The following is a 24,148-nucleotide window of genomic DNA, read 5'->3' on the forward strand; positions in this document are numbered from 1 at the left end:
TGTATTTGTTTATTTGATACTATATAAATATCTGATAATGTGTTTAATATTTAATTTATATAAATGTCCTGGTTGTTGATATATTGGTGATTTTTACCTGCTTTTTTATCGTTTTTTATTTTTAGCAGCTGACTTTTTACAAACCCTTGTTTCGTGCTATTAAGATACACTATTTAAGCATAAATGCAAGGAAATTTATGTGTAAATATTTTAAGATGTATACGAGATGGAATATTTACCAGCAGCTTTTTTACACGATTTTCGGTGCTGTTTTGCTATGGATCCGCTTGTCTCTGATGCTGTATGCTGCTCTTTTTTCTGGCATCTGTAGCGGGAAAAACGAGAGACAGGAGCCTTAAAAACTCTCCCCTACCCCTGGTATCTTATCGAAAAATTACTGAAGATTTTTGCGTTTTTTATAGATCGGATATAAGAAAACAGCGCCCAGAATGAGGGCAGCCCCAAGGTAAAATCCGGTAGACATAGTCTCTTTCGTACCGAAGAAAATGAAGGCTAAAAGGATGCCGTACACAGGCTCAAGATTGGTGATAAGTGCAACCCGGAAAGCCGATAAAGTACGCATTACTGCCACACCCGCAACGTAAGCAAGCGCGGTACAAACGGTACCTAAAATGGTAAGATAGATCCAATCTTTGGTACTTAAACTGAAGGTCTCATTTAACATATCCTGGTCAAAAAACCTGTATAAGGTAATCCAGAAAAATGCCCCTGTGATCTCATAAAAACCGATGATCTTTGGGTCGTTTTTTTGCACCAGTGTAGAGTTGATCGTGGCAAATAAGCTGGAGCCAATAGCGGAGCTGAGACCGAAAATTATGCCTAAAGTATACTGGGATTCGAACTTAAAAATGAGGTAAATTCCCAAGATAATGATGAGTCCAATGATGACATCAGGAATTAAAATACGCTGCTTTTTGATGAGCGGTTCGAGTATCGCTGTAAAAAGCGTAAAGGAAGAAAGGCATACCAGTGCAACTGATACTGCAGAAACTTTGATGGCATGAAAGAACAGTATCCAATGTATGGCTACGATACTGCCGGTAAAGAAGAACTGTAAAAACTGTTTTCTTGTGACCTTTATGCTGGTCTTTGTAAGCAGAAAATAGATATATAATGTAATGCTGGCAATCAAAACCCTGTACCAGACCATTTGGACTGCATCGATGGAAATTAAAGCACCCAGGATGCCCGTAAAGCCCCATATGAACACTGTAAAATGTAGTATGAGCAGATTTTTGGTAACAGATGTCTGTGCTGACGACATTATTTAGGCGCTTTCCTGAGTAAATAATAGCCCAGAATACCGAAAAACAAGGTAGGTACAAGCACTGAAAATAATGGAGATAGCCCTCCTTTGAGGGAAAACATTTTGGCAAACTGTTGCATCACTATATAGGCAAAACTCAGCAAAATGCCTATTCCAAGTGGTAATCCTACACCGCCCCGCACTTTACGAGAGGATAAGGCAACACCAATGAGTGTTAGTACGAAGGCGGATAAAGGCTCCAGGTACCGCCTGTATTGCTCAAATAGCAAGTCGTTCCATATGCCTGCGCCCCTTATTTTTTCCTTCTTTATTTTATAAGCAAGCTCCTTATTAGAGAGGTTTTGAAAGATGTTGTCATACGCCGAGAAGTCGTCTGGTCGCATATCCAATATGGTGTCCTTGACCTTTGTGCCGCCAATTACCATGCTTTCTTTTAAACCATCAATGTATCTTACAGAGTAATTGATTAGTTTCCATGACCTTTTAACCGAATCCCATTTTATTTCTTCTGCTACAAGCTTCTTGGTAAGTACATCACCTTTGAAGTTATCCAATGAAAACTTGTTGCCTACCAGCGTGATGTTGTTGAAATTGTCCATGTAAATATAGGTCTTTTCATCAAGCTTCATATGGATGTTATTTTTACTTGAGGAGGCATTTTTCTTTACATAAGTATTTTCAAAGCTATTTTTTAACCGATTTGTATAAGGCAGTACATACAGATTAGCAGCTAAATTGACAGCAAAAATGATGAAAGCAGATACGAAATAGGGCGCTAGAAACCTGTTGAAGCTAACACCACCGCTCAAAATGGGTACAATTTCCGTCTGATCGGCCATTTTTGCTGTAAAGAATATCACCGCAATAAAGTTGATCAAAGGCGAAAGCATACTCACATAAAAGGGAATTGAACCCGCATAATATTTGGTAATCACTTCCCAAAATGTCATTCGTGCATTCAGAAAGTCATCTAGTTTTTCAGAAAGATCAAAGATGACTATCACTACCACAAACAACATAAGGGTATACAGAAACGTACCCAGGTATTTGCTGATGATGTACCAGTCTATGATTTTGATTCTGTTTCTGAAGAAATCCATTTATAATTTATTCCCTAATATAGTGACCATTTTGTTTTTCCATGCGTAAAATTCTCCGCTGATGATCTTTTCACGCGCTTGCCTTACCAGCCAGAGGTAAAAATGCAGGTTGTGCAAGGTAGCGATCTGGGCACCAAGGATTTCTTTTGAGTGCATCAGGTGTCTTAGGTAAGCTTTGGAGTACACCTGGTCGGCATAAAGGTCACTATCGGCCTCAATAGGAGAGAAGTCGTCCGCCCATTTCTTATTGCCGATATTAATGATGCCGTTCTTTGTGAAAAGCATCCCGTTCCTTGCATTTCTGGTAGGCATTACACAGTCAAACATATCCACTCCTAACGCTATATTCTCTAAAATATTGATCGGTGTGCCTACACCCATTAAATAACGTGGTTTTTCGTATGGCAATACATTGCATACCACCTCGGTCATCCCGTACATTTCTTCTGCAGGTTCACCCACAGAAAGTCCGCCAATGGCATTGCCCTCACGGTCCATAGCTGCAATAAATTCAGCAGATTTAACCCTTAAGTCCTTATAAACAGATCCCTGGACTATGGGGAAAAGCGTTTGGTTAAAACCATATTTTGGCTCGGTAGTATCAAATCTCTGGCAGCAGCGCTTCAGCCAGCGATGGGTCATATTGATGGAGTTCGCCGCATATTTATAGTCGCATGGGTAAGGGGTACATTCATCAAAGGCCATAATGATATCCGCTCCGATCGTACGCTGGATATCCATGGCATATTCTGGTGTAAACAGGTGTTTTGATCCGTCTATATGGGAATTAAAAGTAACGCCCTCTTCTTTTATTTTCCTTACTTTGCTTAATGAATAGACCTGATAGCCACCACTGTCTGTCAGAATTGGCCTGTCCCAGCCTATAAATTTATGCAAGCCACCTGCCTGTTCAATGACATCCAGTCCCGGCCTTAAATATAAATGATAAGTATTTCCAAGGATGATTTTGGCATCAATATCGTTTTTAAGTTCCCGCTGATGCACAGCTTTTACGGTTCCTGCTGTCCCTACAGGCATGAAAATCGGAGTTTGAATGTCTCCGTGGTCTGTTGTGATCGTTCCTGCTCTTGCCTTTGAATGAGTATCTTTTGCCAGTAGGCTAAATTTCATATGTTGTTATCTTCATAAAATATCGGCAAAAATAGCAAAAAACCAGCTATTTACGGGCTTAAATTTTTATCAACATAAATGTGCATTACAGATTTAAAATCAGAAATTTGGGGCCTACTAAATTATATCGTGGAATTAACCCTTACATCTTACTGCCTGTTGGGCTCGCTCGTTTTCTGTTTGCTCGTCCAACTGTATTTTAGTCTTTTTTATCACCGGAAACTGGCGTTTCTAAAGATTGCCCCAGTTCCTGAAATTAGCGGAAGGCCCTTGACTGTGGTTGTTTGCGCGCGAAATGAAGCGGAAAACCTAAAATTGAATCTGCCGGCATTGTTGGAACAGAATTATGCTGAATTTGAAGTGGTTGTGGTAGACGACAGGTCATGGGACGGTACGGGCGATGTCTTAAAGGAGTTTGCCAAACAGTATGCCCATTTAAAAATCGTTACTGTAACAGATGGAGAGAAGTTTATAGTCGGGAAAAAATTTGCCCTTACCATGGGTATAAAAGCTGCCTCCAATGAATGGCTGGTATTTACAGATGCAGATTGCCTGCCGGCTTCCCAAAACTGGTTACTGGGCATGCAGCAGCCGGAAGATGAACAGATAGATTTTATCCTGGGCTATTCTCCTTACATTAAAAACAGGGGCCTGCTCACTTCGCTTATCTGTTTTGAAACCTTTTTCACCGCCGTGAATTACCTGTCATTTGCGCTAAGGAAGCAATCCTACATGGGTGTAGGTAGAAATATGGCTTACAAAAAGTCACTTTTCTTCAAGAACAGGGGTTTTGCAGCCCATATGCATATCCCATCCGGAGATGATGATCTTTTTGTAAATGCACATGCGAACAAACACAATACCCTGATCCAGGTGCACAAGGATACGCATGTCTGGACAGAGCCTAAAACGAGTTTTGGTGCCTATCTCAGACAGAAAAAGCGGCATTTTGGCGCAGGAAAACTGTATAAGTTTAAACACAAGTTTGTTCTGTCCCTGCAGATCATTTTTCAGTTCTTATTTTATGCTTTGCTGATCGGCTGTATGTTCTTTAAAGAGACGCTATATCCTGCATTGGGCATTTTTGCGTTGAGCATACTCATCAGGTGCTTTATCTATCCACGTCTTTTAAGAAGATTGAGCTACAGGAAACTGAGGTTTTGGTTTCCCCTGCTGGATATACTCTTGTTCATTTTTCTGGTGTTTAACGGCATAGTGTCTATATTTGTTAAAAAAGTACAGTGGAAATAAAGTCGGAATTAATACAGCAATATTTTAAAGGGTTGTCTGAACAGCAGGTGGCCCGGTTTGATCAATTGTATGCGCTTTACAGCTTTTGGAATGCGCAGATCAATGTCATATCAAGAAAGGACATCGACGAACTGTATGAGCGCCATATCCTGCATTCCCTTGGAATTGCTAAATTCATCAACTTCACTCCAGGTACAAAAGTGCTTGATGTGGGTACAGGAGGCGGTTTTCCCGGCATTCCATTGGCGATTTTATTTCCTGATGTGCATTTTCACCTGGTTGATTCTATTGGTAAAAAGATCAAAGTGGTAACTGAAGTTGCCGCTGCACTGGGTTTAAATAATGTCAAAGCAAGCCATTTAAGAGCCGAGCAGGTAACGGATAAGTATGATTTTGTGGTATCCAGAGCGGTTACTCGCCTGATTGATTTCTACCCATGGGTAAAAGGGAAGTTTAGCAAGGAATCAAAAAATGCGATCCCAAATGGCATATTGTATTTAAAGGGGGGCGACTTAAAAGAAGAGATAACCGAATCACGCCTAAAAGCGGAACTATATCCGCTTTCAGACTACTTTACAGAAGAGTTTTTCGAGACGAAGTACGTAGTCTATATCCCTCAGTAGGATCAATTATTCTTTTTTCACAGCTTCTGGTTCTGCATAGAAGACCTCGCCATCTTCCAATTCGATTACGCCATCTCTTGCTGCTTCTCCATACTTTTTAATGGCTGCATCGTTATTTTTAGGTTGTACTTTAACAGATTTTGCTGTGAATTTTACGATCTTTCCTTCACCCGAGTTCACCACGGTTATTTTTCCGTCTATGATATACAGGGGATTTAGACCAACATCTAGTTTTGCCGTTTGTGCTGGCTTTTCTGTATTCTCGTCATATTTTTTCAAGGGCTTAACAATCGGTGGAGGAAATTTGACCTGTTTCTCTTCTTTAAGCTTTGGATCGGCAGTAACATCTGGTTTTATTAACGGCGGCGGAAATTTGACGACTTTGTTATTGTTTTTTCTGGCAAGTGGAGGAGTAGTTTTAACTGGGCGAGGTGGAGGGAATTTTATGGAGATCCCGGTGTTTTTACCGGTAAATTCCAGGGCTCCTTTGTTTACGCGCTTTCCATATTTTGCTACGGCTTCACTGTTGTTCAGTTCTTTCACCTGATCGAAACCAGAAACAGAACTGAAGTTTTGTGCCTTTGAGATCTTACCGTTGATCACTATCAATTTAATGGGACGGTTGTTTCCTGTTTCAGCATCGTACACACTTTCGATAGGATAGGTTTTTTTCTTTTCACCTGTTGCAGCCTGTTTTGCCTGCTGTTTTGGCTCCTGAAGCGCCACAGAGGATACGGCTGTTGTTTTTCTGGCATAGAGATCCACCAATGCGTAGTCTTTGGTAAAACCTAAAGTTGAAGCACAAAGCATCCCACCGGTAAGCGGAAGTACATACAGGAGCCGGAGCCTGGCCCGTCCTGCAGATCTTTTTTTGTTTAACATGCTGATTCTGTTTTTTAATATGGATTGGTTGAACATTTGACTGGTGAGCGTATTTGGAAATGATCCAAAAGAGTTGTGGATGAGGAACAGTGCGTAATCATGTTTGACTAAGCCCTGATTGGTGGTGGCTTCATCGGCAATATATTCGTGCACGAGTTTGATGTCCTGTTTCATTAGCCAGCAGAGCGGATTGAACCAGTTGCAGATCAGCAGCATTTCAAAAAACAGGACATCAAAACTGTGTTTTTGACGGATATGGATCATTTCGTGTTGTAAAATGATGTTTTGTTTTTCTGTTCCGGGATTGATGAACAGCAGGTTAAAAAAGGAAAATGCGGTGTCTGACTGGCTGAAGTGCACCCGGATAATACCGTCCTTATAGGTTTTATCTGCCCTGGCCGCCATTCGGAATATTCCATAAAGGCTAGTGCCGAGACGGAAAAGGAAAAATGTGGCCACCAGCAGATAGCACGTAAAGAGCACACCTCCGGCAGTCAAAACGGGAGCAGTGTTAATAACCGGCAGCAGTTCTCCCGCATATTGGATCGTAACCGTTGCCTGGTTTTCGACAGGGTGAAGCAAGCTGTCCAGGTAACTGATTTGAAACATTGGCAGCAAAAATGCCAGCATCGAGGTGCCAAGCAGGTAATACCTGTTTAGCTGATAAAAGGTTTCACGATGCAGAAATAGCCGGTAAAACCCATAGAATACAGCCAGATACAGGTTGGCTTCCAGTAAATAATACAACCAGCTCATCATTTCTTGTTTTTAAGTGTTTCAGCCATTTTGATCAATTCATCCAGTTCATCCATATCCATGTTCTTTTCCTTTACTAAAAATGAAACCAGGCTTTGGTAATTATTTTCAAAGTAATTGTTCATCACCTTATCAAATGCAAAATGCTTGTACTGCTCTTCAGAAATCGAAGGGAAATAGATATGCGTGTTCCCAATTGCCTTATGGTCTATAAATCCTTTGTTTTCCAATACCCTGATTACGGTAGATACGGTATTATAGGCAGGCTTGGGGGGTGTCATTTTTTCAATTACCTCTTTTACCAATCCTTCCTTTATTTCCCATAAGATCAGCATTACCTGTTCTTCTGCTTTTGTAAGTTCTCTCATCATTGAATCAAATATTTAATGTTATTTAAAGCTACTACTATTTTTATAGTTTGCAAACTATTTTTGTAGTTTAATTTTAAGTATCTGTATATTAGTGTTTTAAAATTATCTGTTGGTGCTCTTCTTTGTTATTGTATAATTTTGCTAATGAGTTTAATCCACAACATTGCCCTGACGTTTATACCAGAAGTAGGACACGTAACAGCAAAAAACCTGCTTGGTCACTTTGGTTCATCGGAAGCTATATTTAAAGCAAAGAAAAATGAATTAGTAGCCGTACCGGGTATTGGTCCACAAACTGCCAGACATATCTTAGATAACAATGCATTACAAGACGCTGAGAAGCAGCTGAAATTTATTGAGCACCATGCGGTTCAAGCACTGTTCTATACGGATGAAGCTTATCCTCACAGACTGAGGAACTGTTTTGATGCGCCCGTTTTGTTGTATTACCGCGGTAATGCTGATCTTAACCATAGCAGGATCATTAGTATAGTAGGCACCCGAAAAGCCACAGAATATGGCAGACAGTTATGTAAGCAGCTGTGCGAAACACTAGCGGCCTATGATGTTTTGATTGTCAGCGGACTGGCCTACGGGATTGACATCGCAGCACATAAAGAAAGCGTATACCAAAATATCCCAACCGTTGGTATATTGGCACATGGCCTGGACAGGATTTATCCCCCCATACATCATCCCGTGGCACAAAAAATGCTGCTAAATGGTGGCCTGCTTACTGAATTTCCTTTAAACACCACTCCGGAAAAGGAAAATTTCCCTAAGCGAAACCGCATTATCGCAGGGCTTTCTGATGCGACCATCGTGGTAGAGGCGACAGCCAAAGGCGGTGCGCTGATCACCGCTGATATCGCCAATTCGTACAACCGGGATGTCTATGCATTTCCCGGAAGAGTAAACGATGTGAGCTCCCAGGGTTGCAATTTTCTGATAAAGACCAATCGTGCAGGTTTGATCGGCAATGCAAATGACCTCCTTTACTACCTGGGATGGGATGATAAAAAGAAGGTGCAGCAGGAGCAGTTGCAGATGCCTATGGGCCTTTCAGCTGAAGAGCAAAAGATTGTTGAGATTTTGCAAGGTGCCCCTGCACGTGTAGATGAACTTGCCATCCGTTCTGAAATACCGCAAAGTCAACTGGCCATGCATCTGCTGAACCTGGAAATGCAGGGGATCCTTGTTTCCCTTCCGGGTAAAGTCTACCAGCTGAATTAGCATATTTTATGATTGCCGATATATTAGCTTGTTTTTACTCTATTAAAGTACTAGATTAAAATATTGTTCTGATATATTTTGAATATCAATATTAAATTCTAATTAATCGATTGTAAATAGAATTCTGATCTTCATTCTGTATTTTTGTAATATGTGGTACAATAATATTTTAGAGACTATCGGCAATACGCCCCTGGTAAAATTGAATAATATTACTAAAGAAATCCCGGCTTTAGTACTTGCAAAAATCGAGACAACCAATCCTGGTAATTCGATTAAAGACCGTATGGCTGTTAAGATGATTGAAGATGCCGAGCGGGAAGGTAAGCTAAAACCTGGCGGTACAATAATCGAAGGCACCTCGGGCAATACCGGTATGGGCCTGGCGATGGCTGCTATTGTAAAAGGCTATAAATGTATTTTTACCACTACGGATAAACAATCTAAGGAAAAGGTAGACGCACTGCGTGCATTTGGTGCTGAAGTGATCGTGTGCCCTACCAATGTAGAGCCCGAAGATCCACGTTCTTATTATTCTGTATCGTCCAGACTGGAAAGAGAAGTTCCTAACTCCTGGAAACCCAACCAATATGATAACCTGTCTAATTCTCAGGCACATTATGAACAGACAGGCCCTGAGATCTGGGCACAGACAGAAGGCAAAATTACGCACCTTGTAGTGGGTGTGGGCACCGGTGGTACCATTTCAGGAACTGCCAAATACCTTAAGGAGCAAAATCCCAATATTAAAGTATGGGGAATTGATACCTACGGGTCGGTCTTTAAAAAATATAAAGAAACAGGCATACTGGATAAAAATGAGATCTATCCTTATATCACAGAAGGGATAGGAGAGGATTTTCTCCCTAAAAACGTAGATTTTGATATCATAGACCTCTTTGAAAAAGTAACGGATAAAGATGCAGCCTTGATGACCAGGGATATCGCCCGCAAAGAAGGGATTTTTGTAGGTAATTCGGCCGGTTCTGCCATTGCCGGTTTGCTGCAATTGAAAGATAAGTTAAAACCTGAAGATGTAGTAGTAGTCATTTTTCATGACCATGGCAGCAGGTATATGGGCAAAATGTATAACGAAGACTGGCTGCGTGAGCGGGGTTTTCTGACAGATGAAAGATTAACTGCCAGAACCATCATCGCTAAAAAAGACAATACTGAAATAGTGACCATCGATTGTGAAAAGACCATTCTCGAAGCAATAAATACCATGCATATGCTCAATATTTCTCAGATTCCCGTTACACAAAAGGAAATGGTAGTAGGTAAACTGGCCGAAAGTGATATATTGAAGGCTTTGATGGAAAATCCTTCCTTAAAATCAGCAAAGGTAGAAGAGATCATGTCGGCTACTTTTCCTTTTGTTGACCTTAACACTTCAATAGATAAGATCTCTGCGCTGATCAACAAAGAAAACAGTGCTGTATTGGTAGAGAGTGAGAGCGGAAAGATTGAAATAATAACGCAGTACGATATCATTAATGCCATATCGGGGTAGGACTAATGTCCCGGCCCCGATACTTCAACGCGTTTAATCTGTGCACCCAATGCGCGCAGACGAATGTCAATGTCCTGGTATCCACGTTCAATCTGTTCAATATTGAATATGGTCGATTTACCTTCAGCAGATAAAGCCGCAATTAACAAAGAAACACCAGCACGGATATCCGGAGAGGTCATGCTGATCCCTCTAAGCTTGTACTGTTTATTGATGCCGTTTACGGTAGCCCTGTGCGGATCGCAAAGAATGATCTGCGCACCCATGTCGATCAGCTTGTCTACAAAGAACAGCCTGCTTTCAAACATTTTCTGATGGATGAGCACATTGCCTTTTGCTTGGGTAGCTACTACCAGTACGATGCTTAGTAAATCGGGGGTAAAGCCCGGCCATGGCGCATCCGCTACGGTAAGCATAGAACCATCTATAAATGATTCGATTACATAATTTTTTTGTGAAGGGATATAAATATCATCCCCACGCAGCTCAAACTTGATCCCCAGCTTCTTAAATACATCCGGGATCACACCAAGTTCAGCATAGCATACATTTTTGATGGTAATCTCTGATTCTGTCATAGCAGCCAGTCCGATAAAAGAACCGATCTCTATCATGTCTGGCAGCATCCGGTGTTCTGTGCCACCAAGTTTGGTCACACCTTCTATGGTAAGCAGATTAGAACCCACACCCGTGATCTTTGCGCCCATGCGGTTAAGCATTTTGCAAAGCTGCTGCAGGTAAGGTTCGCAGGCGGCATTGTATATGGTAGTAGTGCCTTTAGCCAGTACTGCCGCCATTACGATATTTGCCGTGCCGGTTACAGAAGCCTCATCCAATAGGATATAAGCCCCTTTAAGATTGGTAGCATCTACATTGAAAAATTCTTTCTTGGTATCATAAACGAATTTAGCACCGAGCTTTTCAAAACCTAAAAAGTGTGTGTCCAGTCTCCTTCTGCCAATTTTATCACCACCTGGTTTAGGAATGGCAGCCGTACCAAAACGGCCCAAAAGTGGCCCTACTATCATGATAGAACCCCTTAAACCTCCTCCTTTTGCCTTAAAAGATTCAGACAGGAAAAAGTCAAGGTTGATATTTTTTGCTTCAAACGTATAGGTGTCTTTAGAAAGGCGTTCGATGCTGACACCCATATCTCCCAGCAGCTCAATAAGCTTGTTTACGTCTTTGATGTCCGGGATATTGCTGATGGTAATTTTCTGATCGGTCAATAAAACAGCGGCGATGATCTGAAGTGCCTCGTTCTTAGCCCCCTGGGGTTGAATTTCGCCTTTCAGTTTCTTTCCACCAATTATTTCAAATGCATTCATAGTATAATAAGGATCTAATGATGGTAAATATTAGTGGCGCTGTTTAGGATTATTATTGCGCTGTTGCGGACGGTTGTTGTTGTTCTGTCTGCCTTTGTTATTATTCCTTCCGCGATTATTATTTGCAGGCCTAACTACTACCGGGGCTTTAAACTCAACTTTATTCAGGTTGACGTTCTCGTCCAACTGCAGTTCGCCATTAGACAGCTCGTGAAGGTTCTTGATAATTGTTTCATCTGCTACACTGTCTTTGTTCCATTGCACATAAGCCATCTTCATGAAATTGGCAATGCTCTGCACCATCACAGCTCTTATTTCAGGTTCATCTACCGCCTTAGCTTTTTCGATCATCACTTCTACAGTCTTGCCATAGTGTTTGTACCTGATTTTTTGTTGCGGATATCCAATGTGTTGTGGTTTTATAAGCGCAGCTTCAGGAGTAGGAGCAGGGTAAGGACAATCTACGTCTATCTTATAACCTGAAATAATATGCAGGTGATCCCATAGTTTATGTTTAAAATCAGCAACATCACGCAGATGCGGATTCAAAAATCCCATCAGATCTATTACCGCCTGTGCATACCGGTTGCGCTCCTCACGGTCTGGTAATTCTATAATGTACTTAACCATGTTTTGTACATTACGGCCATATTCAGCCAATATTAACTCGTTTCTGGTGGTATTATAATCAAAATTCATTTAAATGTTTTCTATGGGGTAGTAATTTAGAAGCCTTAAAGCGGCTATATAAGTTTATACATAGTTAGCAAATATATAGCTTATTTAATAATCCGCAATTTAGCAAATTTTAATAACAACTGCTTATTTCCCAATCCCTGGAAAAAAACAGTAGCTTTTACGTCTGGAAGACTGCCTTCAAGGCTTACAATTTTACCAAATCCAAACTTCTCATGCTCTACATCCATTCCATTTTGAAAGGCACTTGCCGCATCGGGAGCAAATCCAGGAGTAGGTACGTGTGCCTTTGGAAGCAAAGAAGTCGTCTTTGGGCGCTGAACCGGAGTACTGGAAGTACTGCCTGCGCTGCCGCCAGCCGACATACCTGGCTTTGGCTTGCTAAATGAATCCCTTTGCTGGGTCCATGACCGTCTCTCGCCTTCAAAACTGTCATCGTTAAACACACTTTTTGCAGGTTTCGGTATTTCCAGTTCCAGGTATCTGGCATTGATCTCATTGATGAAGCGGCTGGGTTCGCAATTGGTAAGTGTACCCCAGCGGTATCTTGAAGTGGAATAGGTGAGGGTAAGCTTTTTCTCCGCGCGGGTAATGGCTACGTAAAACAAGCGGCGTTCTTCTTCCAGATCCGTTCTCGAATTTAAGCTCATCTGCGAAGGAAAAAGGTTTTCTTCCAGGCCAACCACAAATACATTTTTAAACTCCAGTCCTTTGGCAGAGTGGATGGTCATCAGCGAAACGGTATCCTTTTCTTTGTCGTCCTGCCTGTCATCATTGGTCAGCAAGGCAATATCCTGCATAAATATCGCAAGACTTCTGTCTTCAATATCCTCACGTTCCGCAAACTCCTTGATGCCGTTTAGCAATTCCTGTATGTTTTCATACCTGCTGCGTCCTTCTACACTATCATCCGTATGCAGTTCCTTTAAAATGCCAGAATGCTGGGCTATATATAAGGCAGTTTCATAGGCATCCAGTTTTTTGGATTCAGCGGCAAAGCTTTTAACCAGCATTGCAAAATCGTTCAACTGATTAGCAATCCTGCCTTCTATATACTGCTGCGGGTTGCAGATCACCTGCCACATCGTAATATCATGCTTATCTGCTGCCACTATGATCTTTTCTACAGTAGTATCACCCAGTCCGCGACGGGGATAATTGATCACCCTTTTTATTGCTTCCTCATCAGAAGGGTTAAAAGTAAGCCTGAAGTAAGCAATTAAATCCTTGATCTCTTTACGCTGATAGAAAGACAATCCACCATAGATCTTATAGGGGATGTTTAGCTTCCTTAGCGCTTCCTCCATAGCCCTGGACTGGGCATTGGTCCTGTATAATATCGCAAAATCTTTGTGATTGTATCCCTTGGAAGTACGCTCCTGGATAATGGCCTCAGCCACCAGTTTTCCTTCTTCATTGTCTGTAAAAGCACGTTGCACTTTTATCCTGTCGCCCTGCTCATTATCGGAAAATACGTTCTTCTCCAGCTGGTTCTTGTTATTGGCGATAATGCTGTTGGCTACCTCTACGATATTTTGGGTAGACCGGTAGTTTTGTTCCAGTTTATACACCTGAAGATCGGGGTAATCCCTTTCAAAATTCAAAATATTTTGGATATTGGCCCCCCTGAAAGCATAAATACTCTGCGCATCATCACCCACTACACAGATGTTCTGATACGCTGCTGCTAGTTTTTTTACGATGGTATATTGTGAAAAGTTGGTATCCTGGTACTCATCTACCATCAGGTATTTAAACTTCTGCTGGTATTTGTTCAGCACCTCCGGATGCGTTTTTAAGAGTACATTGGTCTTAAACAACAAGTCGTCAAAGTCCATTGCGCCAGCCTTAAAACATCTCTTGGTGTAGGTTTCATAAATAGCTCCCAGTAACGGACGTTTATTGCTGGTGTCTTCAGCTTGAATTTCCGGACTTTCCAGATACTCTGAATAAGAAACGAGGTTGTTTTTAGCAGAGGAAATCCTGTTGTACACAAAATTTGCGTTGTACAGCTTATCATCCAGCTGCATCTCCTTTAATATAGACCTGATCAGGCTTTTGCTATCGTCCGTATCATAGATCGTAAAATTGGACGGATAGCCGATCTTTTCCGCCTCCACTCTTAATATCTTCGCAAACACAGAGTGAAAGGTGCCCATCCAGATGTTCTTTGCTTCAGACCCCACCACCTTCATGATCCGTTCACGCATATCTTTGGAAGCTTTGTTGGTAAATGTCAGTACCAGGATGTTAAAAGCGTCTACTCCTTTCTCTATCAGGTGAGCTACTCTATAAGTGATCACACGGGTCTTGCCCGATCCTGCACCTGCCACGATCATAGAGGGGCCTTGGGTGTTTTCTACTGCTGCGCGTTGTTGGGGGTTTAAACCTGCTAAATAATCCAAAATCCTATCCTGTTCTGCTGTTTTAAGGTTGTATCTCTTTTGAAGCGGTGCCGCTTGTTAATTCTTTGCAAAGCTACATCTTTTGATAGTTGTTTCAAAAACTATCCGGCAGAGATTAGCTGAAAAATAATTACATTTGTGTATTAGTCAGTGATAAGGGTCTGACAATAGCCAATCGGCTCGCAGCAGCCTGATAACAGGATCAGGAAGGGCTTTTAAGTATCCAGATTTTTAACCGTAAGTTAGTCGAAAGCAACACGTTTATTATGCGTTTGCCAAGCGGGTAAAAAGCGCGTTAAGAGCGCGTTACTACCGTGTTGAGATCGTGATGCCACAAAGCCTGATATTTCGTTGCTATTAACCTGCTGTCAATCTGATGTTATTGTCCACCTGCCGCACTATTATCGTTCTTATAACCGATCAGGTATTTGAAGTATATTTTGAAAGCAGAGCTGACTGTCTTTTTACTTGGGTACATTTTAAGGGCATCAGTAGCCAGCTTTACACCCGCGGAGGGATTTTGATAATCGTGATATAACTTATGCGCTACCTGTGCATAATATTCAGAATAGTTTTTTTTACTGTTGCGTTTTATACGTTTACGCTCAGAATCAGGCAAATAATTTTGAATAACGTCTATTACTTTGTAAATATCTTTTATGGCCTGCCCGCTTAGGAGTGATTCGCCCGTAATGTTCTTAGTATGTACTCTATAGTTGGCCAGTATTTCTGGAGAATATGCTACCGGGTATGATGCCGCAATCCGTGTCCACATTTCCCAATCTTCTCCATAATGCACCCCATAAAACCCTCCTAAATGTTCATAAACTGATCTTTTCACTACCATTGCCACTACTTGTGTCATCGAACTCTGGGCAATCTGATACAGCCATTTATCCAGTATCCCTGGTGTTGAAGCGATTAGCTCTCTATTCCATAAGGTTGTTCCAGATTCATCTACATAGCGGTATTCCGCAAAAGCAGCACCGATCTCCGGAAATTTCTCAAACAGCATTTTTATTTCGGTATAAAAACCCGGGTCCACATAATCATCACCATGTAGCAGATGCACAAGGCTGCCCCTGGACCGATTCAGACAGGTTTCAAAATTGCGCAGGCTGCCCACATTGGTTGGCTGTCTGTAATAGCCAACTCTTCCACCACCAATGGTTTCAACAAGTGCTGCCACATCACCGTCGGTACTGCAGTCATCCACTACCTCAATTTGCATAAGATCCGGCCCCATATCCTGGATCAATACACTCTTTAAAGCCATTTCTATATAGTTTATACAGTTATAAGCTGGGATCATCACTGAAAATAGCGGTCTGTCTTTATTAGCAGATATAGCGGCTATGATGGGTGGGGAAATAGGTATGCGGAGAGACATAATAGATTAACCAGATGTTTTTTGTGAATAATAATGCTGCCAGTTTTGAACTCCCTTTTCATAGCAGTCTTGTTCATGAGGAGTCCTCAAAAAAGGAATTTGTTTTTCCAGCACTTTCAAAACTTGCTGTAGCATCATTTGCGTGTTTGCCGACATATTTTGGGTATGAATTCGATATACCGCAACTATCTTCTGATGCGTAAAGGTAAAGAAATAACGGGCAATTCTTAAATTGAGGTCATAATCCTCGCATGCAGTGATCGTTGTATCAAAAGCAAATGCATGAAACAATTCCCGCCGGTACATGACACTCCCTTCCATGGCTATATAGTTTCCCTGCAGCAAAGCATCATAACAATGGCCCCATTTAGTGAGCGCTTCAGCAGGCGGGAGCGGGGCCCGGTGTTCATTTATCCGTTGATGTGCACCTGAGATAAAAACAGAGATGGGACTGTATAGGAGATGTTCTATATGCGTGCTGATGGCATTTGTAGTCAAAAAATCATCCGCATCCAGAAAAATAACATACTGGCCTTCACAGTTTTTTACCCCAAAATTACGTGCAGCTGAAAGGCCCACTCTTTCTGTCCGGAGGTATTTCACACTGGGGTATTTCTTACAAATGCTGGCAGTGTCATCAGTTGAACCATCGTCTACTACAATAACTTCTACATGCGGATATTCCTGGTTCAAGACACTTTCTATAGCTTCAGACAAGTAATGGGCATGATTGTAACAAGGTATAATGATAGAAACCAAATTTCCAGCTTTGAAATTAGCCGGCTCATAAAGGCTCGTGAATTTTCTTTTAGTTCCCGCCGGTAATTTATTGTTTAAATAGAATTTCCATCCAGAAAAAGCACCATCTATTTCATTGAAAATATCCTGCAATTCGTTGAATTTTCCCTTACGGAATGTACTCCAGACTTTACTCAGATAATATTGTGGAAGTGAACGATAGACTCTGCGGCGGTCGCCCGGATGCCCATATTTTTCGTATTGGACCAAAATAGCGCTTACGTGCCCCCGCATATATGCAAATAATTGTTTACTAAGCTCTTCCTTGGTTTTCCGATGCTGATGATGCACTACCAGGTGGGGGAAATAGCGGCAAGTCCAGCCTTCAGCGATGATCCGGTGCCACATTTCAGAATCGCCACTGCAACCTGAAGCACCAACGTCCAGCCGTTCATCAAACCCTCCTGCAAATTGAAAAACCTGAGATCTGAAGGCCATATTAGCCCCCGCCCCAATTTCCCATACAGGCATGCCATAATTGTAGTGTATTTTGAAGTAATTGTGGTCAAAGACCTTAGGAACATACCCTTTATTGAACCCCCAGTTCTTTTCAAAAAGATATTGCGATTCATAGTCAAGGCTGGAAGGGAGGACAAGTCCGGTCACCGCCATGGTCATAGGGTCGTTAAAGCAGGTGCGAAGTTGTTCAATCCAGTCCACGGTTACAGAAACATCATCATCCGTATAGGCGATGATACTTCCTGATGCATGTCTGGCCCCGGTATTTCGCGCAATATCCAGCCCTTTTCTGGGTTCTAAAACATATTTCACATTGGGGAAACGTTGTACAGCTTCTCTTGTCAGGTTATTGTCCGGAGCATTATCTACTACAATGATTTCAAAATCTTTGTCCGGGCAATTCAGTATTTTTTCAATGCAAACGGCTATTGCTTCGGGGCGGTTCCTGGTACATACGACTACCGAAATGGTGTTCTGTTCCAGTGCTGCCGGGTTAAAGCAGCTTAGCCTGAGCAGTTCAAGTAATTGGACTTGATTGCCATTTATAAAGTTTTCTTTTGTGTCTGGTCCAATTGGGATAGGAGACTGGGCAGCATAATGGCTCAGCGCCGGATAGATAGCCTCGAAGATATCGGTGTAACAATCCTGTAAGGAATGATTGTCAGGTAGATAGGTATGTCCGAGTGGAATATTGTTGTAGTAAAAAATCACATAGTGATTTCCTGGCTCCAGTTCTGTTTCCTGAAGCCTGGCTATATCAATATGGACAATATGGTATGGTTTAAATGGCTCCATCACGATCAATATTTAGTAGCTGTATTGGAAACTCAGGCCGGACAATACCCACCCGCTTACCATACCATCTCAGGTTTTTACCATTGTCCTGTACATTAAAATTCAAGCAATCAGCAAAGTCAAACAGCAGTTTGCTTTGGTCCCCTATGAAGGCGATACTAAGTACATACTGGCCTTCATTAAGGAAGTTTTCCGGCAAGGTACAGGCTCCTTTTATCAATCCATTTTCCATCCTGGTGGGCGCTGATGCAAGATCAAATACACATTGGCCCAGATCATTGTACAGCATAATGCCTATGCTCAGGTTCTCATTTCCCTCTGCAGTGTACCAGAATTCAAAATGTATGATTGTAGAATTTTCTAATTCGGCCCTTTTTATTTTAATGTATGAATTGCCCGGTGCCTCATGGGGGCTTGAATAGGTATGCTTTGATAACTGGGTATCAAGATTCAGATATCCTGCAATGGCTTTGGGAGGATCACCTATTAATTTAATACGACCTTTTTCAAGGTAAATGCCTGTTGTACAAAGATTTCGGATGGTTTGCATATCGTGACTGACAAACAATATAGCCTTGCCATCAAGCCGGGATATTTCCTTCATCTTTGCAATGCATTTCAATTGAAATTCTATATCGCCAACAGCAAGTACTTCGTCTATGATCAGTATGTCTGACCTTAAATGCGCCGCTACAGAAAATGCAAGCCGTACGTACATTCCACTGGAATACCGCTTTACGGGAGTATCCAGGAATCTTTCTATTCCTGAAAACGCTACAATTTCATCAAATCTGGTTTTAACCTCAGCATTGCTTAGACCCAAAATCTGACCGTTCAGGAATATATTCTCTCTTCCTGTGAGTTCAGCATGAAAACCGGTGCCGATTTCAAGGAGACTTGATATCTTGCCCTTCCATCTCACTGAGCCCGTGGTTGGCCGGGCTATTCGGGACAATATCTTAAGTAAAGTTGATTTTCCTGAACCATTTCGGCCTACAATTCCTATTACTTCTCCGGCATGCAGTTCAAAATCAACGTCTTTTAATGCCCATATGTGCTGGGGATCTTCAACTGTCAGTCCGTCCCGGCTTTTAACAAACAAATTTTGAAGGTCTTGCTTGAGTGAGGATGAGCCAATAAGTCCCAGCCGGTAGTATTTCGAAATATTTTCAGCTTTTAGTACCAGTTCCCTCATATTGAATCCATTACGTCTAGTTCACGTTTTTTAAATAATAAAAGCCCCAGTGATATGAGAAAAAAGATTTCAATACCGGCAATGGCCAATGGATAATAGGGTATTTTTCCATTTTCAACAAAGGCAGCCCTAAAGGTTTCTATAATAGGGGTAAGCGGGTTCAGCCAGAAAAGTGCCTGATATTTGTCAGGTATGATCGATGCGGGGTAGACCACTGGTGTGGCAAACATAAATAGCCTGAGAAAAAACTGCAGGATATTGTCCAGGTCCCGGTATTTGGCAGTAATTATGCTAATCAAAAGTCCCAGGCCAAAGGCAAATCCCGCTGTCAGTAAAACCAGCAGTGGCAATAAAAGCAGGATTTTTGAAGGGCTTGCTGTATGAAAAATAAAATAATAAAAAACATAGATCAGTGCAAACAATACCAATTGTATCCCCAGCCTTACTGCCTGAGTTAAAATGATGCTCATCGGGACAACTAGCCGCGGAAAGTAAACCTTATTAAAAATATGCGTATTGGAGATAAAGGTATACATCGTGCCATTTAAAGAGTCAAAAAAAAAGCTCCAGATTGTACTTCCCGCAAGATAAAATAATATGGGAGGGATTCCATCTGTAGGCATTTTGGCAAAACGGCCAAAAACTATCAAATAAACCAGTGCAGTGAGGAGTGGCTGAAGGAATATCCAAAAAGGGCCAATTACGGTTTGCTGATAACTGGCAAGCAGGTCCCTACGGGTAAAACGTAAAATAAGCCCTCTGTTGTAGTATAGGTCTTTCAGCCCAAATTGAAACCATTTTTGACTTGCTGTGGTTTCATATTGCCACCATTTGTTAACGGTATTTAATTTAGCTGATTGCTTCATATTTGACCTAATTTACAGAAGATTTTGATATTCGCAATAGCTATATCCAATCTTTGCCTGAGCTTTCTACTTTGTACATCCAATAGTTGACCATCTCCAATATATCTGCATAGTTTCCATAGCTAAAATAGAGCTTACCGGCTGCGGTATGCAGCACCAGGTGTCCTATTCCTGCTTTCTTGTGCCAGAAATACTGTTTGGCAGTAATTGCCTGGATCTTATGGGGTTCTATGATTTCATATTCTACATCCCAGACCCCTCTTTTTTTAATGATAAAGTCCTGATCTACAAATAGCCTGTGGTGTCTGAATTCAAAATAAAGGAGGGTAAACACAACGATCACGTAAGGAATGATCAACACGAGATAGGCCTTTAATAGCGGGATTGCAAATAAGCTGAGCGTGAGGAAAATAGCTACGGGCCCCACAATGTAAACCATTACCTGTAAGAATAGAAACCTATAGTTTGGTACATATTCCATTCCCTGAGTAGGGACGCGGTCATAGATCATTTTTAAGATCTCCCCGCGTTCCTCCGCATTGCAGCCTGGTATTTCCAGGTGTGATTTCTTATGCTCCTTCTCCTGATGGCTGTCCTGTGAGGCCTGCTTGATCTTCATATTGATCATGTCAAACTTCTTTTGAAAGTAATTTTGACTATAAGCACTCAGCTGCACTTTATTGGGTTTTAACAGGGTATTGTTTTTGGTGAACAGCCCCGAACTGATTGCCAGTGCATTTTTTTGTCTGATGATCTCAAAGTTGAAATACCTGACAAAGGTCCTTACGATATTGGTGATCACAATGACAATCAAAATAACTGCTACAAATACACACAGGGAAAACAGGCCCATTCCCTTTTCAAAGGCAAAGTTGATCTTGTCCGCATCATCTTCATACGCTTTGTTGTAGTCATTCAGCATTTGAAATATGGCAAACACGAAACCTGTGAGCAATAAAATACTGGCCCCGTAATTACTGGTTATGCCTACTTTGAGCAGCGTAGCATTGCTGAGCTTTAAAAACGGCGGGGCATCATTTTGTGATATTTCCTGTTCTGTCTTTGCATTATACTCCCGGCTGAGTAATTTTTGTTTGAGCAGGGTGGCAGCGGCATGGTCAATGGCCTTGATACTGGCTTCTTTTTTCTCGCTTCCGGCAGTATCAATTTCCAGGCTGTATATGCCAATTAGCTGTTGGATAAATGATTGTTTGATATTTACATTCTGGATCTTATTGAGCTGAATGGTCAGGTTGGTCTTGTTCAGCACTCCCTCGTTGATCACAAACTCCTGTTTAGCATCGTCCAGGAAGAAGCTGAAGTTCTGATACCTAAGATAGGCGAAGATTGCCAGCACTAAAAGAACGACAAACAGGCCCAATAAGATATATACTATATCAGTACCCCTTAACTTGATCAGGATAAATATAGAGGGCAATACCAGGGCACGTACGGCTTTTTGAAGGGTGTCACCAAATAAGATGATGATGCCCAGGGCCGACTGTTTTTGTGGTCTGGAAAAATCATGATTCATCCTGATCCTCCTTTACGGCAATTATTTCCACTGTGTCTGTTTCATTGATTTGCTGCATCAGCAGTGCTTTGATATTTTTTGCTTCCGCAATCTCAATTCCACGGATGTGCATACTGCCGGAGCTGCCTCCTGCAGTGAAAATCTGCAGTTCGCCAAGTTGAAACATGCGTGAGATCAGGCCTTCATGCAAGGCAATGTGCTGAATCCGGGTAAAGGGGACAATGGTGGTTGATAAAGCCAGCACCCCGCTGGCGTAAATAATATCTTTCTCCCGGACTGCAAAGCCTCTTCTTTTCACTCCTATATTGTACATGAGCACTAACAGGATAGCAAATGTGAGGTACATAGCTATGATAATAAATAAATATTGCCGCGCCTCTTCCTTAAAATAAAGCACAGCGGATATCCCGGCCGCAAGGAAAAGGAGGAAAATAATGATATTGATCAATACTACTTTCCAGTATTTGGTGCTCAATGGCTTTAACTGCACATCTTCAAACTTCGGCAGCAAATCTAATTCTATGGTATTGTTTGTGAAATCAGGCATTTCAAGGGTTTTGGCGTGGCAACTAAGATAAACATTAATTTATACTCAGTACTTTAAATTCTGTTCGCCTGTTGAGTCTCCTGCCTTCGCGGTTGTCCTTACCATTAGGGAGGCTGTTAGGTTGTACGGGTCTGGTTTCTCCATATCCTTTTGCGGCAATCCTGTAGGTGGAGATCCCCATGGAAATGATGTAATCTACGCAGGACTGTGCACGTTGCTGGGACAGCTTGTTATTGTACAAGTCCGGGCCGATAGAGTCAGTATGCGCACTCAGCTCAATCCTGATTTTTGGATTGTCGGTCAGAATGGATACCAATCCATCCAGCACCACAAGCGACTCGGGCTTCAGAATGGCCTTATTAAAATCATACAATACGTTCTCAATCACGATAGGTTTGTCGACTATAAACTTCTGCAGGCAAATATCTGCGTTCCGTAGCGTGTCTTTTTTTAATGACTGAAATGGCGGAATCAGGACTACTTTGGAGAAATACCCTTCTTTTTCCAGCCGGAGCAGGTAGTTTTTTTTCAGCCCGATCTTAAACTGGTATTCGCCTGTGGTATTGGTTGTGCAGATCTGAATTTTTTTCGTCAGCGAGTCAATTAATTCTACCCTTACATCCGATAATGCTACGTTAGTTTCGCAGTCTGTAACCCTGCCGGCAAAGATGGCCGACTGCCGCTCAGGCTTTGCAAAGGTTACTTTAAACAGATTTAAACAGCAGTCAGATTCCCTGTCTGAGCTGAGATAGGCCGTGCCCTCTTTGGTGTCGTCTATGTAATAGTAAAGATCGTCTTTTGTCGAGTTATAAGGAGCACCCATATTGCGGGGTACTGTCCAGCTGCTATCGCCTTTGGCAGTACTTTCATAAAGGTCGAAATTTCCCATTCCGACATAACCTTTTGAACTAAAAATAAGCCTTTTGGTAGGCTGATGGTAGTATGGCGTATTTTCATCAGCTCCCGTATTGATTTTATTGCCCATATTGACCGCGTTCAGCGGCATGCCATTGGCATCCAGCTCACTCATCCAGATGTCATTCCCCCCGATACCGCCCATTCTGTTTGAAATAAAATACAGATATTTCCCATCAGGCGTTACAAAGGGCTGCATCGCATTAGCGCCGCCGGCATTTACAAAGTTATTTAGTTTATAGGGATTAGACCAGTTTTGCCCGCTGTACTTACTCAGATAAATGCCGGTTATTACCTTGTCGCCCTCTTTATACCATTTGGTGAGGTACATTTTTTTTCCGCTTGAATCCAATGAAGGAGTTCCGGAATGCACAGGGAGTTTAGCATCATCAGGAAAACTAAGATTTGTTTTCTTTGACAGGCTGTCGCGCTCAGTGACAAATATATGGTTGAGATTTTTATTTTTCACCAAAGCAGAAGTGCCTGTAAACCAGTATTTGTTGTCGCTGATGCTTACCGCAAAATCATTTTCATCTGTACTAAAGCTGCTTTCCAGTTTCACGATGCTTGCGGTAGCTTTCAGCTTGCTTTGTTGTTTGGCAAACAGGCAGTCCTTTAGCTCATTGTTGCCCATGGTAGTATACTGCTTGTTGTCCTTGCTAGCGCCGATAAACAAGTTAAGCTGGCCCTCTGCCTGATCAAGTTTATTGTTGCTTCTCAAACATACGCCATACCATAGTCTGGCCATCGGGTAGCTGGCTTCGAAACCTTCAATAACTTCTTTGTATAGTTCTTCTGCCTGTGCGTAATTATTGGAGAGTCTGTATGATTCGGCAAGCTGATAGTTCACTTCAGCTATTTCAGAAAGGGCAAATCTTTGTTTTTTGGAAAAGTAAGGCACTTTTCCCTGCTTCGTAATTGTTTCACCGTTTTGGGCCTTATCATAATAGAAAGCAGCTGTTGCATAGTCTTTTTCAGCAAAAGCTTTATCCGCGCGCGTTTTGAAGGCTTTGTTCTGAGCGGTAACAGTACCGGCTATCAGCAAGCATAGCATAAGAAGATAGTTTTTCAT

At 41.8% G+C, this 24,148-nt stretch carries 19 protein-coding genes; 4 read left to right on the plus strand and 15 right to left on the minus strand.

Annotation, left to right across the window (positions count from 1 at the left end; translation table 11 throughout):
- Window positions 1-394 precede the first annotated feature (394 nt).
- Genes EZ437_RS14365 through tgt form a run of 3 tightly spaced genes read right to left on the minus strand, consistent with a single transcriptional unit; the run spans window position 395 to window position 3,519 of the window.
- Window positions 395-1,285, minus strand: coding sequence for a DMT family transporter (locus EZ437_RS14365; protein WP_131596755.1), 891 nt, complete (start codon window positions 1,283-1,285; stop codon window positions 395-397).
- Complete coding sequence (locus EZ437_RS14370; RefSeq protein WP_205942719.1) at window positions 1,285-2,388, minus strand: LptF/LptG family permease; 1,104 nt, start codon at window positions 2,386-2,388, stop codon at window positions 1,285-1,287. The genes EZ437_RS14365 and EZ437_RS14370 overlap by 1 nt, the downstream gene beginning before the upstream one ends.
- Window positions 2,389-3,519, minus strand: a complete 1,131-nt coding sequence (tgt, locus tag EZ437_RS14375; RefSeq protein WP_131596756.1) for a tRNA guanosine(34) transglycosylase Tgt — start codon at window positions 3,517-3,519, stop codon at window positions 2,389-2,391.
- 129 nt (window positions 3,520-3,648) lie between these two features.
- Between tgt and EZ437_RS14380 the strand changes: the two genes are divergently transcribed.
- Window positions 3,649-4,770, plus strand: a complete 1,122-nt coding sequence (locus tag EZ437_RS14380; protein ID WP_225869593.1) for a glycosyltransferase — start codon at window positions 3,649-3,651, stop codon at window positions 4,768-4,770.
- Window positions 4,761-5,393, plus strand: a complete 633-nt coding sequence (rsmG, locus tag EZ437_RS14385) for a 16S rRNA (guanine(527)-N(7))-methyltransferase RsmG (RefSeq protein ID WP_131596758.1) — start codon at window positions 4,761-4,763, stop codon at window positions 5,391-5,393. The genes EZ437_RS14380 and rsmG overlap by 10 nt, the downstream gene beginning before the upstream one ends.
- A gap of 6 nt (window positions 5,394-5,399) precedes the next feature.
- Here rsmG and EZ437_RS14390 read toward each other — a convergent pair whose 3' ends face one another.
- Both EZ437_RS14390 and EZ437_RS14395 read right to left on the minus strand, forming a co-directional pair.
- Window positions 5,400-7,034 carry a M56 family metallopeptidase gene (locus EZ437_RS14390; RefSeq protein ID WP_131596759.1) on the minus strand — a complete coding sequence of 545 codons (1,635 nt, stop codon included), beginning with the start codon at window positions 7,032-7,034 and terminating at the stop codon, window positions 5,400-5,402.
- On the minus strand, window positions 7,031-7,402 hold the full coding sequence (locus EZ437_RS14395; protein ID WP_131596760.1) for a BlaI/MecI/CopY family transcriptional regulator: 372 nt from the start codon (window positions 7,400-7,402) through the stop codon (window positions 7,031-7,033). Before EZ437_RS14395 ends, EZ437_RS14390 begins: the two co-directional genes overlap by 4 nt.
- A gap of 144 nt (window positions 7,403-7,546) precedes the next feature.
- Here EZ437_RS14395 and dprA point away from each other — a divergent pair, with 144 nt between their 5' ends.
- Window positions 7,547-8,635 (plus strand): DNA-processing protein DprA, encoded by a 1,089-nt coding sequence (gene dprA, locus EZ437_RS14400; RefSeq protein WP_131596761.1) that lies wholly within the window; start codon window positions 7,547-7,549, stop codon window positions 8,633-8,635.
- 151 nt (window positions 8,636-8,786) lie between these two features.
- Window positions 8,787-10,148 carry a pyridoxal-phosphate dependent enzyme gene (locus EZ437_RS14405; protein ID WP_131596762.1) on the plus strand — a complete coding sequence of 454 codons (1,362 nt, stop codon included), beginning with the start codon at window positions 8,787-8,789 and terminating at the stop codon, window positions 10,146-10,148.
- Window positions 10,149-10,150: 2 nt separating this feature from the next.
- On the opposite strand, the gene murA is transcribed toward EZ437_RS14405, so the two are convergent.
- From murA to EZ437_RS14455, 10 genes are all read right to left on the minus strand, one after another.
- On the minus strand, window positions 10,151-11,476 hold the full coding sequence (gene murA, locus EZ437_RS14410; protein ID WP_131596763.1) for a UDP-N-acetylglucosamine 1-carboxyvinyltransferase: 1,326 nt from the start codon (window positions 11,474-11,476) through the stop codon (window positions 10,151-10,153).
- 30 nt (window positions 11,477-11,506) lie between these two features.
- Window positions 11,507-12,175 carry a DUF4290 domain-containing protein gene (locus tag EZ437_RS14415; RefSeq protein ID WP_131596764.1) on the minus strand — a complete coding sequence of 223 codons (669 nt, stop codon included), beginning with the start codon at window positions 12,173-12,175 and terminating at the stop codon, window positions 11,507-11,509.
- A gap of 80 nt (window positions 12,176-12,255) precedes the next feature.
- Window positions 12,256-14,577: an ATP-dependent helicase gene (locus EZ437_RS14420; RefSeq protein ID WP_131596765.1), complete on the minus strand. Its 2,322-nt coding sequence runs from the start codon at window positions 14,575-14,577 to the stop codon at window positions 12,256-12,258.
- Between the two features lie 379 nt (window positions 14,578-14,956).
- Window positions 14,957-15,967, minus strand: coding sequence for a glycosyltransferase family 2 protein (locus tag EZ437_RS14425; protein ID WP_131596766.1), 1,011 nt, complete (start codon window positions 15,965-15,967; stop codon window positions 14,957-14,959).
- Window positions 15,968-15,973: 6 nt separating this feature from the next.
- Window positions 15,974-18,019 carry a glycosyltransferase gene (locus EZ437_RS14430; RefSeq protein WP_131596767.1) on the minus strand — a complete coding sequence of 682 codons (2,046 nt, stop codon included), beginning with the start codon at window positions 18,017-18,019 and terminating at the stop codon, window positions 15,974-15,976.
- On the minus strand, window positions 18,006-19,214 hold the full coding sequence (locus EZ437_RS14435; protein ID WP_131596768.1) for an ABC transporter ATP-binding protein: 1,209 nt from the start codon (window positions 19,212-19,214) through the stop codon (window positions 18,006-18,008). Before EZ437_RS14435 ends, EZ437_RS14430 begins: the two co-directional genes overlap by 14 nt.
- The gene (locus EZ437_RS14440) at window positions 19,211-20,080 is read right to left on the minus strand and encodes an ABC transporter permease (RefSeq protein WP_131596769.1); all 870 of its coding nucleotides are present in this window, start codon (window positions 20,078-20,080) and stop codon (window positions 19,211-19,213) included. The genes EZ437_RS14435 and EZ437_RS14440 overlap by 4 nt, the downstream gene beginning before the upstream one ends.
- 40 nt (window positions 20,081-20,120) lie before the next feature.
- Window positions 20,121-21,614 (minus strand): PH domain-containing protein, encoded by a 1,494-nt coding sequence (locus tag EZ437_RS14445; protein ID WP_131596770.1) that lies wholly within the window; start codon window positions 21,612-21,614, stop codon window positions 20,121-20,123.
- Window positions 21,604-22,161 carry a PH domain-containing protein gene (locus EZ437_RS14450; protein ID WP_131596771.1) on the minus strand — a complete coding sequence of 186 codons (558 nt, stop codon included), beginning with the start codon at window positions 22,159-22,161 and terminating at the stop codon, window positions 21,604-21,606. The genes EZ437_RS14445 and EZ437_RS14450 overlap by 11 nt, the downstream gene beginning before the upstream one ends.
- Before the next feature lie 34 nt (window positions 22,162-22,195).
- On the minus strand, window positions 22,196-24,148 hold the full coding sequence (locus EZ437_RS14455) for an OmpA family protein (protein WP_131596772.1): 1,953 nt from the start codon (window positions 24,146-24,148) through the stop codon (window positions 22,196-22,198).

The organism is Pedobacter psychroterrae (genome assembly GCF_004331695.1).
GTDB lineage: Bacteria > Bacteroidota > Bacteroidia > Sphingobacteriales > Sphingobacteriaceae > Pedobacter > Pedobacter psychroterrae.